We start from the raw sequence: 18,106 nt of genomic DNA, 5'->3' as shown, positions 1-18,106 counted from the left end.
GCTGGACGTCGTGCGCGACGGTGCGGCCGAACGGCTGCCCGCGTACATGGTGCCCTCGGCATTCGTGGTGCTGGACCGCATTCCGCTGACCGTCAACGGCAAACTGGACCGCCGCGCCCTGCCCGCCCCCGCGGTGCAGTCGCGCGCCTTCCGCGCCGCGGAGACCCCGGTGCAGGAGATCGTGGCCGCGGTCTTCGCCGAGGTGCTCGACGTGGAACGGGTCGGGCTCGACGACGACTTCTTCGAGCTCGGCGGCAACTCGCTCATCGCCACCCGCGTCGTCTCCCGCGTCGGGGCGGCGCTGGGGACGACGGTGGGTGTGCGCGCGCTGTTCGAGGCCTCGACCGTGGAGTCGCTGGCCGCACGGCTGGAAACCCACACCGGCGGCGAGGCGCGCCCGCGCCTGATCGCGCGCCCGCGCGCCGCCGCGGAACCGGTGCCGCTGTCGTTCGCGCAGCAGCGCATGTGGTTCCTGAACCAGTACGACACCTCCTCGGCGGCCTACAACCTGCCGCTGGTGGTCCGGCTGTCCGGTGAACTCGACACGGCCGCACTGGAATTGGCCGTCTTCGACGTGGTGCGCCGGCACGAGTCGCTGCGCACCCGCTATCCGGAGCACGGCGGCACGCCGATGCAGCTGGTGGTGCCGGCCGAGCAGATCGTGCTGGATCTGCGCGCCTACCCGGTCTCGGACGCCGATCTGACCACCGCGGTGACGGATTTCGCCTCCGCGGGATTCGATGTCGCCGAACAGGTTCCGCTGCGCGCCCGGCTGTTCCAGGTGCACAGCGACGAACACGTGCTGGTCGTGGTCGTGCACCATATCGCCGCGGACGGGTTCTCGATGACCCCGCTGGCGCGCGACGTGATGACCGCCTACACCGCCCGCACCCAGGGCAGCGCCCCCGGCTGGGCGCCGCTCGAGGTGCAGTACGCCGATTTCGCGATCTGGCAGCGCGAGGTGCTGGGCTCGGAGGACGATCCGCAGTCGCTGCTGGCCCGCCAGGTCGACTACTGGCAGCGCTCGCTGTCCGGAATTCCGGAAGAGCTGGCCCTGCCCGCCGACCGCCCGCGCCCGGCGATCGCCTCGCTGCGCGGCGCCGAACTGCATCGCACTTTGACGCCGGAACTCATCGGCGCGCTGGAAGGCGTTGCGCGCGAACAGGGTTCGTCGCTGTTCATGGTGATGCACGCGGCCCTGGCGGTGCTGCTGGGACATCTGTCGGGCACCGACGACATCGCCGTCGGCACCCCGATCGCCGGCCGCGGTGAGGCCGCGCTCGACGATCTGGTCGGCATGTTCGTCAACACCCTGGTGTTGCGGACCGGCATCGACCCCGACGAGTCGTTCACCGGACTGCTGGAGCGGGTCCGCCACACCGACCTCGAGGCCTTCGGCAATGCCGACGTGCCGTTCGAGCGGCTGGTGGAACTGCTGGCGCCGGAGCGCTCGCAGGCCCGCAACCCGCTGTTCCAGGTGATGCTGGCCTTCCAGAACCTCGACCGCGCGAGCCTCGAGCTGCCGGGCCTGACCGTGTCCACGGTCGAGCGGGAGGAGAACATCGCCCGCTTCGACCTGCAGTTCACGCTGTCGGAACGGGTCGGCGACGCCGACGGCGCGGCCGCCAACGGCATGGCGTTGAACCTCGTCTACGCCACCGATCTGTTCGACGAGCAGACCGCCTCCGAGATCGCCGATCGCTGGATCCGGGTGCTGCGCGCGGTCGCCACCGATCCGCGCATCGCCGTCGGCGCGGTCGACATCCTCGAGGCCTCCGAGCGCGCCGACCTGCTCGCGCGCACGGGCGGTCCGGCGGTCGCGGCGTCGACCCTGCCGCAGATGCTGGCCGAGGCCGCGACCCGCGACCCGCAGGCTCCCGCGGTGATCGCCGACGGGCGCACCCTCACCTACCGCGAACTCGACGAGCGGTCGAATCGCCTGGCGCGCTTGCTGATCGAGCGCGGGATCGGGACCGAGGACCTGGTCGCGGTGGCCGTACCGCGCTCGGCCGAGAGCTATCTGGCCGAATGGGCGGTGACCAAGTCGGGTGCGGCGTTCGTGCCGATCGACCCCGCGTACCCGGCCGACCGCATCGATCACATGGTCACCGATTCGGGTTCGCCCGTCGGCCTGACCGTGGCCGCGGTGCGCGACGATCTGCCGGAGTCGGTGGACTGGCTGGTTCTCGACGAGATCGAACTCGACGGCTACGACGCCGCCGCGATCACCGACGCCGACCGGGTTCGCCCGCTGCGCGTCGGCCATCCGGCCTACGTCATCTACACCTCCGGTTCCACCGGTGTGCCCAAGGGCGTGGTGGTCACCCATGCCGGTCTGGCGAACTTCCGCGCCGAGCAGAACGAGCGCTACCGGCTCGACTCCGATTCGCGCGCACTGCATTTCGCCTCGCCCAGCTTCGACGCCTCGATCCTGGAATTCCTGCTCGCCGTCGGTGCGGGCGGTGCGCTGGTCGTGGTGCCGCCGGGTACCTACGGCGGCAGCGAACTCGGTGAGCTGATCGCCCGCGAGGGCGTCACCCACGCCCTGATCACCCCGTCGGTGCTGGCCACCCTCGATCCCGCCGATCTGGCCGGGATGCGGGTCGTCATCGCCGGTGGTGAGGCGGTCACCGCCGAACAGGTCGCCAAGTGGTCGGTGACCCCCGACGGGTCGCCGCGCCGGTTCCACAACGCCTACGGTCCGACCGAGGCGACCATCGCCACCAACATCAGCGATCCGCTGGCCGCGGGCGATCCGGTCACCATCGGCGGTCCGATCCGCGGTATGCAGTCGCTGGTCCTCGACGCCCGGTTGCGGCCGGTTCCGGTGGGTGTCGCGGGTGAGCTGTATCTGTCCGGTGTGCAGCTGGCCCGCGGCTATCACGCGCGGGCGAGCCTGACCGCCGAGCGCTTCGTGGCCAACCCCTACGCGCCCGGGCAGCGGATGTACCGCACGGGTGACGTGGTGCGGTGGAACCACACCGGTGAGGTCGAATACGTCGGCCGCTCCGACTTCCAGGTCAAGGTGCGCGGCTTCCGCATCGAACTCGGCGAGATCGACGCGGCGCTCACCGCCCACGACGCCGTGGACTTCGCGGTGACCGTGGGCCACACCCGCGGCGCGGGCGCCACCTCGCTGGTGTCGTATGTCGTCGCGGTCCCGGGTGAGCCGATCGATGTCGCCGATGTGACGGCCCATCTGGAACAGCGGCTGCCCGGCTACATGGTGCCCTCGTCGATCATGGTCATCGACCGGGTGCCGCTGACCCCGGCCGGCAAGCTGGATCGCAAGGCGCTGCCGGAGCCGGAGTTCGCCACCGACACCGCCTTCCGCGCGCCGCGGACGCCGGTCGAGCAGGCCATCGCCGAGGTGTTCGCCGAGGTGCTGGGCATCGAGCGCGTCGGCATCGACGATTCGTTCTTCGCACTGGGTGGTGACTCGATCGTCTCCATTCAGCTGGTGTCGCGGGCCAAGGCGCGCGGTGTGGTGTTCAGCCCGCGTGACGTGTTCGAACAGCGCACCGTGTCCGGACTGGCGATGGTCGCCGAATCCGCTGCCGGACAGGGTGATTCGGTGCCCGTGCTGGCCGAGCTGCCGGGTGGCGGTGTCGGCACCATGCCGCTGACTCCGGTGGCCCGGTTCATGGTGGAGCGGTCCGGTTCGTTCGGCCGGTTCCATCAGGCGCTGGCCCTGGAACTGCCGATCGGCATCGACCGGGCCGGATTGCTCGCCACCGTCGCCGCCGTCGTGGACCGCCACGACATGCTGCGGGCGCGGCTGCGCCGGCACGCGGGTGCGGAATGGATCGTGGAGACCGCCGCGCCGGGCACCGTCGATATCGCATCACTGCTCGATCGCACCGAGTTCGACCCCGCCGCAACCGATTCGGAGCTGTTCGAGATCGCGACCGCGGCCCTGGACGCGAGCCTGGACCGGCTCGATCCGGAGGCCGGGGTGGTCGTGCGCTTCGCCTGGCTGGAGCCCTCGGCCGCCGACCGGACCGGACGCCTGATCGTGGTCGCCCACCACCTCGTCATCGACGGTGTGTCCTGGCGCATCCTGGTGCCCGACTTCGTCACCGCCTGGGGACAGCTCTCGGCCGGGCAGACGCCGGAGCTGGCCGCACCGCCGACCAGCATGCGCACCTGGTCGCACGCGCTCGAGCGGGCGGCCGCCGAGCGCGACGACGAACTCGACTGGTGGCGTGCGGTCGTCGACGGTCCGGATCCGCTGCTCACCGAGCGGCCGTTCGATCCCGCCGTCGATGTGGCCGGGGTCGCGGGCAAGGTCGAGGTGGAGGTCTCGCCCGAGGTCACCAAGGCCCTGCTGACCGCCGTGCCGGCGCTCTACCACGGTGGAATCAACGACGGCCTGCTGGCCGCGCTGGTGCTGGCCGTCGCGAAATGGCGTGCCGCGCACGCCGGTTCGGACGAGCGGGCCGACAGTGCGCTGGTGCGCCTCGAGGGCCACGGCCGCGAAGAGGACGTCGTCCCGGGCGCGGATCTGTCCCGCACGGTCGGCTGGTTCACCGCGATCTTCCCGGTCCGCTTCGACCTGTCGGGTCTCGACATCGACGCGGCGCTGACCGGTGGCCCGGCGATGGGCCGGGTCGTGAAGGCGGTCAAGGAACAGCTGCTGGCCGTGCCCGACAAGGGCCTCGGCTACGGCATGCTGCGCTACCTGAACCCGCGCACCGCCGACCGGCTGCCCGAGCAGATGCCGGGCCAGGTGAGCTTCAACTACCTGGGCCGGGTCTCCGACAACGCGGTGCCCGAGGCGCTGCGCGGCTTCGGCTGGATTCCCGCCCCGGAACTCGGCGAACTGGCCGGCGACTACGACGCCGATATGCCGGCGATGGCGCCGCTGGACATCAACGCCATCGTGGTCGGCGACCGGCTGACCGCGCGGATCGGCTATCCGACCACGCTGCTCGACGCCGACGCCGTACGCGAATTCGGCGAACTCTGGACGCGGGCGCTGGAAGCCGTTGCGCGGCACGCGGAATCGGCCGGTGCGGGTGGGCACACCCCGTCGGACTTCCCGCTGGTGCGCGTCGGCCAGAGCGATATCGACGGCTGGGAGCGGCGCTTCGGCGAGATCTCGCAGGTGTGGCCGCTGTCCTCGCTGCAGGCCGGTCTGCTGTTCCACGCCGAACTGGCCGCCGCCTCCGTCGACGTCTACACCGGTCAGGCCGTCCTCGACCTCACCGGCCGCGTCGATCCGGCCCGGTTGCGCAGTGCCGCACAGGCTCTGATCGATCGGTACGAGACGCTGCGCACGGCCTTCGTCACCGACGCACAGGGCCATCCGGTGCAGGTCGTGCTGGACGGCGTGCGGGCGACCTGGGCCGAACACGACCGCCGCGAGACCGGCGAGGCCGCCGATCTGATCGAGGCCGACCGGACCCGCCGCTTCGACCTGGCCGCGCCGCCGCTGATCCGGTTCACCCTGATCCGGGTGGCCGAGCAGCGCTGGTCGCTGGTCGTCTCGAATCACCACATCCTGCTCGACGGCTGGTCGATGCCGCTGCTCATGCGGGATCTGCTGGTGCTCTACGCCACGCACGCCGACTCCGGCGCGCTGCCGGCGGTGCGCTCCTACCGGCACTTCCTGGAATGGGTTGCCCAGCAGGATCATTCGGGCTCGCTGGCGGCATGGACCGATGCCCTCGACGGCATCTCCGAACCGACCCTGCTGGCGCGCCCCGACGCCGGTCGCGAGATCACGGCGCTGTCGGACGAGTACGTCTTCGAACTCGACTCCGCGCAGACCGCGCGGCTGACCGAATTCGCCGCGCGCCTCGGCGTCACGGCCAACACGGTGCTGCAGACGGCCTGGGGCATCGTGCTGGGTCGCATGACCGGCCGCGACGACGTGGTGTTCGGCACCACCGTCTCGGGCCGCCCGCCGGAGTTGGCCGGGGTCGAATCCATGGTCGGCCTGTTCATCAACACCGTGCCGGTGCGGGTGCGCCTGGATGCCGCCGAATCCGCCGAGCAGCTGCTCACCCGGGTGCAGGGCGAGCAGGCGGATCTGCTCGATCACCACTACCTCGGTCTGGCCGATATCCAGGACGCGATCGGCGTCGGCGGACTGTTCGACACCCTGGTGGTGTTCGAGTCCTATCCGGTGGATGCCGAGGGCATTCAGCGTCAGGCCGCCGATATCGACGGTATGGCGGTGGCCGGACTCGAGGCCACCGACGCCACCCACTATCCGCTGAGCCTGATCGCCTCGCTGGGTTCCACACCGCGGTCGGACGACGGGCCCGAAGGCGGCAGCTCGCGTAACCACGTAGGGCCCCGGGCGACCGCCGATCGAACACTGCGGATCCGGGCCGGTTACCTGCGCGATCTGTTCGACGAGAACGCGGTGCGCCGCATCGCCGACCGGCTGCTGCGGGTGCTCACCACCATCGTGGGCGAGCCCGCGATCGGCGCCGGCGATATCGAACTGCTCGAGCCCGCCGAACGCGAACTCGTAGTGTCGCAATGGAATTCGACCGACCACGAGGTCGACGGCTCGGCCACCCTGGTCTCGCTGTTCGAGGCCCAGGTGGAGCGCACGCCCGACGCCACCGCGGTGAGCTTCGAGGGGACAGGTCTGTCCTACGCCGACTTCGCGGCCCGGGTGCACGCACTGGCCCGCTGGCTGATCGAGCGCGGCGTCGGCCCGGACACCTTCGTGGCACTCGGTATGCGGCGTTCGCTCGACTTGGTGGTCGGCATGTACGCCGTGACCGCCGCCGGTGGCGCCTATGTGCCGCTGGATCCGGACCATCCGGCCGAGCGCACCGAATACATCCTGGCCACCGCGGATCCGGTCTGTGTGCTGACCTCCGGCGACGACCTCGAGATCGACACCGCGCAGGTGCGCATCGATCTGCTGGACCTGTCGGGCTACTCGATCGACCCGATCGCCGACGCCGAGCGCCGCGGCCCGCTGCGCCCGGCCAACACCGCGTACGTGATCTTCACCTCCGGTTCCACCGGCCGCCCCAAGGGCGTCGCGGTGCCGCACGCGGCGATCGTCAACCGGCTGGCGTGGATGCAGGCCGAATACGGTCTCACGCCCGCCGACGTGGTGCTGCAGAAGACGCCCGCGACCTTCGACGTGTCGGTGTGGGAGTTCTTCTGGCCCTTGCAGATCGGCGCGCGGCTGGTGGTGGCCCGGCCCGACGGCCATCGCGATCCGGCTTATCTGGCCGAGGTGATCGTCGGCGAAGGCGTCACCGTCACGCACTTCGTGCCGTCGATGCTGGCGGTCTTCGTCGCCGAGGCGGCGGCCGCGCAATGCACCACCCTGCGCCTGGTGTTCGCCTCCGGCGAGGCGCTGGCGCCCAAGTCGGCGCAGCGTCTGCGCGAGCTCACCGGCGCCGCGCTGCACAACCTGTACGGCCCCACCGAGGCCGCGGTCGACGTCACCTATCACGAGGTGACCGATGCCGATGTCGATTCCGTGCCGATCGGCCGCCCGGTCTTCAACACCCGTGTCTACGTGCTGGATTCACGCCTGCGGCCGGTTCCGGTGGGTGTCGCGGGTGAGCTGTATCTGGCGGGCGCCCAGCTCGCGCACGGCTACGTGACGCGTCCGGATCTGACTTCGGATCGGTTCGTGGCCAACCCGTTCGCTGTGTCGGATGGGGGCACTCCCGAGGGCCCTGCGTGGTCACGCTCCGCTACCGCCTCCGGGCCCGCCGGTCGTGCTCCGGCCGGCGAACGGATGTACCGCACCGGTGACCTGGTGGCCTGGAACGAACAGGGTGAACTGGATTACCTGGGCCGCACCGACTTCCAGGTGAAGTTGCGCGGCCTGCGCATCGAGCTCGGCGAGATCGAGACGGCGCTGACCGGGCTCGACGAGATCGACCGGGCCGTCGTGGTGGTCCGCGGCGACCAGCACACCGGTGACCAGCTGGTGGCGTATGTCGTTGCCACGCCGGGACTTCCGGTCGACGCCGAAGCGGTGCGCGAGGAACTGGGCCGGCAGCTGCCGGGCTACATGGTGCCCGCGCTGGTGATGGTCCTCGACGAATTCCCGCTCAACGCCTCCGGCAAGCTGGACCGCAAGGCGCTGCCCGCCCCGGTGTTCGAGGCGGCGGTGTTCCGCGCGCCGGTCACCCCGGTGGAGCAGATCGTCGCGGGCACCTTCGCCGAGGTGCTCGGCGTGGACCGGGTCGGCCTGGACGACGACTTCTTCGCCCTCGGCGGCAACTCGCTGATCGCCACCCAGGTGGCGGCCCGGTTGTCCTCGGCCCTGGACACCCAGCTGGGTGTGCGCGAGATCTTCGAGGCCTCCACCGTCGCCGGCCTGGCGGCGCGGGCCGAAACCCGTTCCGGCGCCGGTGGTCGCGCGGCGCTGGTGCCGCAGCACCGGCCCGAGCTGGTGCCGCTGTCGCTGGCGCAGCAGCGGATGTGGTTCCTCAACCGCTTCGATCCCGAATCCGCGGTGGACAACATCCCGGCCGCGGTGCGGCTGTCGGGCCTGCTGGACCGGCAGGCACTGCAGATCGCGGTCGCCGATGTGCTGGCGCGCCACGAATCGCTGCGTACCCGCTACCCCGAGGTGGACGGGACCGCGTACCAGGAGATCGTGCCGACCTCGAAGGTCATCCCCGATCTCACGCCGATCGACGTCACCGAAGCCGAACTGCCGCAACGGATTTCGGAGCTGGTCGGCACCGGCTTCGATGTCACCGTCGAGGTGCCGTTCCGGGCCCGGCTGTTCGAGGTCAGCCCGACCGAACACGTGCTGGCCCTGGTGGTGCACCACATCTCCGCCGACGGCTTCTCGATGGGCCCGCTGACCCGCGACGTGATGACCGCCTACGGGGCGCGCGTCGAGGGCGGCGAACCGGCCTGGGCGCCGCTGCCGGTGCAGTACGCCGACTTCGCGCTCTGGCAGCGCGAGGTGCTCGGCCGCGAGGACGATCCGGAATCGGTGATCGCGGACCAGATCGACTACTGGCGCGACGCGCTGCGCGGACTGCCCGAACAGCTCGATCTGCCCGCCGACCGGCCACGTCCGGCGGTCGCCTCCGGCCGCGGCGCGACGCACATCTTCCACATCGACGCCGACGTGCACGCCCGCCTCGCCGAACTGGCCCGCACCCGCGGGGCGACCATGTTCATGGTCACCCACGCGGCGCTGGCACTGGTGCTGTCGCGGCTGAGCGGGGAGGCCGATATCGCCATCGGTACGCCGGTGGCCGGCCGCGGTGAGCGCGCGCTCGACGATCTGATCGGCATGTTCGTCAACACCCTGGTGTTGCGGACCGAGATCGACGGCGGTGCGAGCTTCACCGATCTGCTGCAGTCGGTGCGCAGCACCGACATCGCCGCCTTCGGACATGCGGATCTGCCGTTCGAGCGGCTGGTGGAGATTCTGAACCCGGCGCGTTCGCAGGCGCGGCATCCGCTGTTCCAGGTGATGCTGTCGTTCCAGAACACCGGCCAGAACGCCCTGGAACTGCCGGGACTGACGGTCAGCGGTGTGGAACTGCCGATCGATACCGCGAAGTTCGATCTGCAGCTGGTGCTCACCGAGGAGACCGCCGAGACGGCCGACGGCACCACCGCGGCCGGCGGTATCACCGCCGAATTCGTCTACGCCACCGACCTTTTCGACGACGAGACGATCGCCGGCTTCGCCGATCGCCTGGTGCGGGTGCTGACCGCCGTGGTCGCCGAACCGGCGGCCCGGGTGGGCGACATCGATCTGCTCGCTCCCGCCGAGGCGGCGCGCGAACTGCGTGGCTGGAACAACACGGCACGTCATCTGCCGGTGCGTCGCGAAGGCGCCACCACCCTGCTGGCCGATTTCCACGCCCAGGTCGAACAGACCCCGGACGCGGTCGCGGTCGTCGACCCCGAGGCCGGCATCACGCTGACCTACGCCGAATTCGCGGCGCGGGCCCAGCGACTCGGCCGATATCTGGTCGAGGCCGGTGTGGGCCCGGATGCCCGGGTGGCACTGGGCATGCGGCGTTCGCTCGACCTGGTGGTGGCCACCTACGCGGTGTTGGAGGCCGGTGGCGCCTACGTGCCGCTGGATCTGGAACAGCCGGGTGAACGCATTCGCTACGTGGTCGACACCGCCGCACCGATCGCCGTGCTCACCACCGCACGCGACGGCGCGGACATCGATCGCGCGCTCGAGGGTGCGGCAACCGCCGTGCGCATCGACGAGCTGGATCTGTCCGGCTACGCGGACGGCGAACTCGACGACACCGAACGGCGTGCCCCGCTGCGGCCGGAGCACCTCGCCTACGTGATCTTCACCTCCGGTTCCACCGGACGGCCGAAGGGTGTGGCGGTCTCGCAGGCCGCGGTGGTGAACCAGATTCGCTGGATCACCACCGAATACGGCATCGGCGCGGGTGAGGTGGTGCTGTTCAAGACGCCGCCGACCTTCGACGTGTCGGTGTGGGAGCTGTTCGGCGCGACCGCCACCGGTGCGCGCCTGGTGATCGCCGCGCCGGACGGCCATCGCGATCCCGGCTATCTCGCGGAGGTGATCGCGGCCCAGCAGGTCACGATGACCTCGTTCGTGCCGTCGATGCTGTCGGTGTTCTCCGACAGCGTGCACGCCGGGACCGCGGCCGAGGTGTCCTCGCTGCGCACCCTGCTCATCGCGGGTGAGGCGTTCACCGCCGACGCCGCGCAGGCCTACCGCCGCATCGGCACCGCCGAACTGCACAACCTGTACGGCCCCACCGAGTTCACCGTGCACGCCACCGCCATGCCGGTCGCCGCGGATATCGCGGGAGCCGTGCCGATCGGCCTGCCGGTGTGGAACGCGCAGGCCTACATCCTGGACGCGCGGCTGCATCCGGTTCCGGCCGGCGTCGCCGGTGAGCTGTATCTGGCCGGCGCTCAGCTGGCGCGCGGCTACTTCGGCCGCACCGACCTGACCGCGGACCGCTTCGTCGCGAATCCGTTCGGCGGCAGCGGTTCCCGCATGTACCGCACCGGTGACCTGGTGCGCCGCGGCGCCGACGGGGCCATCGAATATCTGGGCCGCACCGACTTCCAGGTGAAGTTGCGCGGTCTGCGCATCGAGCTCGGCGAGATCGAATCCGCGCTCACCGCACAGGATTCGGTCGCGCAGGCGGTGGCCGTGGTGCGCTCCGACGAGCGGATCGGCGAGCAGCTGGTCGGCTATGTCGTGCCCGCCGCCGGCGCCGGAGAACTCGATCTCGACGCGATCCGCGCGCAACTGGCGGCGCGGCTGCCCTCCTATATGGTTCCGGCCGCGATCGTCGTGCTCGACGCCCTGCCGCTGAGCGCGAACGGCAAGCTGGACCGGCGCGCGCTGCCCGCACCGGAATTCGAGGCACGGGAATTCCGCGCCCCGACCACACCCGTCGAGGAGATCGTCGCCGCCACCATCGCCGAGGTGCTGGGCATCGACACCGAGGCCCGGCCGGTCGGTCTCGACGACGACTTCTTCGAACTGGGCGGCAACTCGCTGATCGCCACCCAGGTGGTGGCCCGCCTGGGCCAGGCGCTGAACACCCGCATCCCGGTGCGGACCCTGTTCGAGGCGCCGACCGTGGCGGCGCTCGCCGCCCGGCTGGAGACCCATGCCGGGTCCGGTGGCCGCCGCGCCCTGGTCGCGGGACCGCGACCGGAGGAGATTCCGCTCTCGCTGGCACAGCAGCGGATGTGGTTCCTCAACCGCTTCGACACCGCCAGCGCGGTCAACAACATCCCGATGGCGGTCCGGCTCACCGGCGCGCTCGACGTCGACGCCCTGCGCGAGGCCGTCGCGGATGTGATCGAACGCCACGAGGTGCTGCGCACGGTCTACCCGGAAACCTCCGAGGGCCAGGGCGTGCAGGTGATCCTGCCCGCCGACCGCGACGCGGTGGAACTGGACGCCGAACCGGTGACCGAGGCGCAACTGCCCGAGCGGGTGCGCGAACTGGTCCTCACCGGCTTCGACGTCACCGCCGCGGTTCCGGTGCGCGCCAAGCTGTTCCGCGTCGAACATGCGAGCGGCAACGGCGCGGGTGAACCGGCGCCGGACTACGTGCTGGTCTTCGTCGTCCACCACATCTCCGGTGACGGCTGGTCGGTGCGGCCGCTGGCCCGCGATGTGATGCTCGCCTACGCGGCGCGCTCGCAGGGCGCCGCGCCGGGCTGGGCGCCGCTGCCGGTGCAGTACGCCGATTACGCCCTGTGGCAGCGCGAAACGCTCGGTTCCGAGGACGATCCGGAATCGCTGATCGCCCAGCAGGTGTCGTACTGGTCGCAGCATCTGGCCGGTCTGCCAGACCAGCTGGATCTGCCCGCCGACCGTCCGCGACCCGCGGTCGCCACGTATCGCGGTGGCGTGCACGAATTCTCGCTCGACGCCGAGTTGGTACACCGGCTCAACGCGCTGGCCCGCACCCACGGCGCCAGCCTGTTCATGGTCACGCACGCGGCCTTCGCGGCACTGCTGGCGCGGTTGTCCGGCAGTGACGATCTGGCCATCGGCACTGCGGTCGCGGGCCGTGGCGAGGCCGCGCTCGACGATGCCATCGGCATGTTCGTCAACACGCTGGTGCTGCGCAGCAGTGTCGATCCGGCGATGTCGTTCACCGAATTGCTCGCGCGCACCAAGGAATCCGATCTCGCCGCGTTCGGACATGCGGATCTGCCGTTCGAGCGGCTGGTGGAGATTCTGAATCCGGCGCGTTCGCAGGCGAGGCATCCGCTGTTCCAGGTGATGCTGTCGTTCCAGAACACCGGCGAGGCCTCGTTCGCGCTGCCGGATCTGGAGGTCAGCGGCCTGCCACTGGATGTGCTGACCGCCAAATTCGATCTGCACCTGAACCTCACCGAGCGCTTCGCCGCCGACGGTTCCGCCGAAGGCATGTCGGCCGAATTGGCCTACGCCACCGACATGTTCGATGCCCGGACGGTCGCGGCCTTCGCCGATCGCCTGGTCCGGATGCTGGACGCGGTGACCGCGGACCCCGCCGCCGCGCTCGGCGATATCGACCTGCTCGACACCGTCGAGCGGCGCACCATCGTCGACAACTGGAACGCCACCGCCTACGACGTCGACCGCGTCGTTCTCGGCCGGGCGGCCGGTACCGTCGCGCTGACGCTGGCCTCGATGTTCGATCGGCAGGTCGAACTCGATCCCGACGAGCCGGCGCTGACGTTCGAGGGGACAACTCTGTCCTACGGCGAGTTGGCGGCCCGGGTGAACCGGCTCGCCCGCTACCTGATCGAGCAGGGCGTGGGCCCGGATTCGCTGGTGGCGCTGCATATGCGGCGTTCGCTGGAACTGGTGATCGGCATGTACGCGGTGACGGTCGCCGGCGGCGGCTATGTGCCGCTGGACCCCGACCATCCGGCCGAGCGCACCGAATACGTGCTGGCGACCGCGAACCCGGTCTGCGTGCTGACCACCGCGGACAGCCCGCTCGCGGCGCGGCCGGACGTACCGGTCGTCGCGATCGACGGCCTGGAGTTGACCGAGTACGCCGACGATCCGGTGGCCGATGCCGACCGCATCGCCCCGCTGCGTCCCGCGCACACCGCCTACGTGATCTTCACCTCCGGTTCCACCGGGCGGCCGAAGGGCGTGGCCGTCAGCCATGCCGCGATCGTGAACCGCCTGGCCTGGATGCAGGACGAGTACGACCTCTACCTCGACGATGTCGTGCTGCAGAAGACGCCCGCCACCTTCGACGTGTCGGTGTGGGAGTTCTTCTGGCCGCTGCAGGTCGGCGCGCGCCTGGTCGTCGCCAAGCCCGACGGCCACCGCGATCCGGCCTATCTGGCGGAACTGATCGACGCCGAGCGCATCACCACCGTGCACTTCGTGCCGTCGATGCTGTCGGTCTTCGTCGCCGCGCTGGACGCCTCCGGCGCCGACTGCACCACGCTGCGCCGGGTCTTCGCCTCGGGTGAGGCGCTGCCGGCGGTCACCGCCCAGCGCCTGATCGAGCTGACCGGTTCCCGGCTGCACAACCTCTACGGCCCGACCGAGGCCGCCGTCGACGTCACCTATCACGAGGTGACCGAGGCCGACACGGTCGCGGTGCCGATCGGCCGTCCGGTCTGGAACACCCGTGTCTACGTGCTGGATTCGCGGCTGCACCCGGTCGCGACCGGCGTCGCGGGTGAGCTGTACCTGGCCGGTGATCAGCTGGCCCGCGGCTATGTCGCGCGCGCCGATCTGACCTCGGATCGGTTCGTGGCCAACCCGTTCGGCGACGGTGAGCGGATGTACCGCACCGGTGACCTGGTGCGCTGGAGTGCCGGCGGCGAACTGGAGTACCTGGGCCGCACCGACTTCCAGGTGAAGTTGCGCGGTCTGCGCATCGAGCTCGGCGAGATCGAATCGGCACTGGTGGCGGTCGACGCCGTCGCGCAGGCCGTGGTGGTCGTGCGCTCCGACGACCGGCTCGGCGATCAGCTGGTCGCCTACGTGGTGCCCGCGACCGGCGCCGTCGTCGACCCCGACGCGGTGCGCACCGAACTCGGCGAGGCGCTGCCCGGCTACATGGTGCCCTCGGCCTTCGTGGTGCTGGACGCCTTCCCGCTCAACGCCTCCGGCAAGCTGGACCGCAAGGCGCTGCCGGCGCCGGTGTTCGAGGCCCGGCAGTTCCGCGCCCCGGCCACCCCGATCGAGGAGATCGTGGCCGGCACGTTCAGCGATGTGCTGGGTGTGCCCCGGGTCGGTCTCGACGACGACTTCTTCGAACTGGGCGGCAACTCGCTGATCGCCACCCAGGTGACTGCGCGCCTGGGCGCCGCGCTCGACACCCAGCTGGCGGTGCGCGACCTGTTCGAGGCGTCGACCGTCGCCGCCCTGGCCGCGCGCCTGGAGCAGGGCGCCGGATCCGGCCGGACGCGGCCGAAGCTGGTGGCCGGGCAACGGCCGCAACGGATTCCGCTCTCGCCGGCGCAGCAGCGCTACTGGTTCCTCAACCAGTTCGACACCACCACCTCCGCGGTGGACAACATTCCGCTCGCGGTGCGGCTGTCGGGCGCGCTCGATGTCGCGGCCATGGAACGTGCGCTCGGCGACGTCCTGGCCCGGCACGAGGTGCTGCGCACCACCTACCCGCGCTCGGCGGACGGCCCGCACCAGGTGATCCTGCCCGCGACCGAGACCGCGCCCCCGCTGGAGCCGGTGGCGGTGGCCGAGGACGAATTGCTCGACCGCATCATCGAATTCGCGATGACCACCTTCGACGTCACCGCCGAGGTGCCGCTGAAGGTCGCGCTGTTCCGGATCACCGGCGGGGACCAGTCGGCCGAGGAACACGTCCTCGCCTTCACCGTCCATCACGTCGCCGCCGACGGCTCCTCGATGGGACCGCTGGCCCGGGATCTGATGGCGGCCTACGCCGCACGCGTGCAGGGTGAGGCGCCGCAGTGGACGCCGCTGCCGGTGCAGTACGCCGACTACGCGCTGTGGCAGCGCGAGGTGCTCGGATCCGAGGAGGATCCGGAATCGCTGGCCGCCCAGCAGGTCGCCTACTGGACCGCCGCCCTCGGCGGACTGCCGGATCAGCTGGAACTGCCGACCGACCGCCCGCGTCCGCCGGCCCAGTCGTTCCAGGGCAAGGCGATTCGCTTCGAGATCGACCCGCAGCGCCACGCCCGCCTGCACGAGCTGGCGCGCGCCAACAACGCCTCGCTGTTCATGGTCGTGCACGCGGCGCTGGCCGTGCTGCTCTCGCGCCTGTCGGGCACCGACGACATCGCCGTCGGCACCCCGATCGCCGGGCGTGGCGAGCGCGAACTCGACGATCTGATCGGCATGTTCGTCAACACGCTGGTGTTCCGCACCCGCATCGACGGCAACGCGAGCTTCGCCGAATTGCTCGCCGATGTGCGCGAGCGCGACCTCGAGGCCTTCACCAACGCCGACGTGCCGTTCGAGCGGCTGGTCGAGGTGCTCAACCCGGTGCGGTCCACGGCGCGCAACCCGCTGTTCCAGGTGGGCCTGTCGTTCCAGAACCTGGCCGAGACCGCGCTGGAGCTGCCCGGTCTGTCGGTGAGCGCGGTGAATTTCGATTCCCAGCTGGCCAAGACCGATCTGCACGTGACGCTCTACGACCGCTACGCCGAGGACGGTTCGCCGGCCGAGATCATCACCGAATTCGGTTATGCCATCGACCTTTTCGACGAGTCGACGGTGCAGGGCTTCGCGGACCGGTTCGTCCGGGTCCTCGACGCCGTGATCGCGGACGTGTCCGGCCCGGTCGGTGATATCGACCTGCTCGATCCCGCCGAGAACGAGCGCATCCTGCGGCGGTGGAACGAGACCGCCCACCCGATCGACACCGAGGCGACCCTGGTGTCGCTGCTCGATGCGGCGGTCGCCGCCGACCCCACCGCGGTCGCGCTGGTGGTCGACACTGAGGCCACCGGAACGGCGCAGCAGGTGCTGACCTACGGAGACCTCGACGCGCGGGTGAATCGCCTGGCGCGCTATCTCGTCGAATGCGGGATCGGCACCGAGGACCGGGTGGCGCTGGCACTGGGCCGCTCGGTGGAGCTGATCGTCGCGATGTACGCGGTGGCCAAGACCGGTGCGGCCTACGTGCCGATCGACCCGGGCCAGCCCGCCGAACGCATCGACTACATCCTCGAGACCGCGGCCCCCGCCTGTGTGCTGACCACCTCGGCCACCGTCGCGGCGACCGCCGACGAGGACGGGGAGAGCGCGCTGCGCTGGACTCCGCAGCGCCCGGTGATCGAACTCGACGGACTCGAGCTCTCCGGTTATTCGGCGGCGCCGATCACCGCGGGGGAGCGGTTGCGGGAGCTCACCGCGGCCAACGCCGCGTACGTGATCTTCACCTCCGGCTCCACCGGCCGCCCCAAGGGCGTGGTGGTGTCGCACGGCGCGATCGTCAACCAGTTGCGCTGGGAGATCGCCGAATTCGGCCTCGGCACCGGTGATTCGGTGCTGCTCAAGACCGCGGCGACGTTCGACCTGTCGGTGTGGGAGTTCTGGACCGCCGCCGCCTGCGGTGGCCGCCTCGTGGTGGCCGCGCCCGAGGGGCATCGCGATCCGGCCTACCTCAACGAGCTGATACTCGGCACCGCCGTCACCACGCTGCATGTGGTGCCGTCGATGTTGGACGCCCTGCTCACCGAGAGCGAAGGCATGCTCAGCTCGTCGCTGAAGCGGGTGCTCGCCATCGGTGAGGCGCTGCCGGCCGCGACCGCGCAGCGCTTCCTGGAGACCGCCGAGGCCGCGCTGTTCAACCTGTACGGCCCGACCGAGGCCGCGGTCTCGATCACCAGCCATCGCGTTACCGCCGCCGACCGCCAGTCGGTATCGATCGGCGCGCCGGAGTGGAACAGCCGGGTGTACGTGCTGGATTCGCGGCTGCGGCCCGTTCCGGTGGGTGTGCCGGGTGAGCTGTACCTGGCCGGTGCGCAGCTCGCACGCGGCTACTTCGGGCGCGCGGATCTGACCGCGGACCGGTTCGTCGCCGATCCGTTCGGGGCGCCGGGCACGCGGATGTACCGCACCGGTGACCTGGTGGCATGGACCGACCGGGGTGAACTGGACTACCGGGGTCGCACCGACTTCCAGGTGAAGATCCGCGGTTTCCGTATCGAACTCGGCGAGATCGAGGCGGTGCTGCTGCGGCAGCCGGTCGTGACCGCGACCGCCGTTGTCGCGCACGCGGATCCGAATCTGGGCGATCGCCTGGTCGCCTACGTGGTCGGCGCCGCCGAACTGGACAAACAGGCGCTGCAGGCCGCACTCGCCGAACAGCTACCGTCCTACATGGTGCCGTCGGTGTTCATGCAGCTGGACGCGCTGCCGCTGAATGCCAACGGCAAACTGGACCGCGCCGCACTGCCCGAACCGGTCTTCGAGAAGGCCGTCTTCCGCGCGCCGGTGACCCCGATCGAACAGATCGTGGCCAACACCTTCGCCGATGTGCTGCGCAAGGAATCCGGCACGATGGGCCGCGACGACGACTTCTTCGCGTGGGGCGGCAACTCGCTGCTCGCCACGCAGGTCGCCGCGCGCCTGGGCGAGGCGCTGAACACCCGGGTGCCGGTGCGCCTGCTGTTCGAGGCCTCCACGGTCGCCGCGCTCGCCACCCGCGTGGAGCACCACGCCGAC

General features: G+C 70.6%; 1 protein-coding gene (cut by a window edge). It reads left to right on the top strand.

What is annotated here, in order from left to right:
* Positions 1-18,106 carry part of the coding region annotated (locus tag NN2_RS21595) for a non-ribosomal peptide synthase/polyketide synthase (protein WP_063015714.1) on the top strand (this coding region is incomplete at its 3' end). Its footprint begins 15,851 nt before the window's first position, so 18,106 of the 33,957 annotated nt are shown.

The organism is Nocardia nova NBRC 15556 (genome assembly GCF_001613005.1).
Taxonomy (GTDB): domain Bacteria; phylum Actinomycetota; class Actinomycetes; order Mycobacteriales; family Mycobacteriaceae; genus Nocardia; species Nocardia nova.
This window is presented reverse-complemented; position numbering and strand designations above follow the sequence as displayed.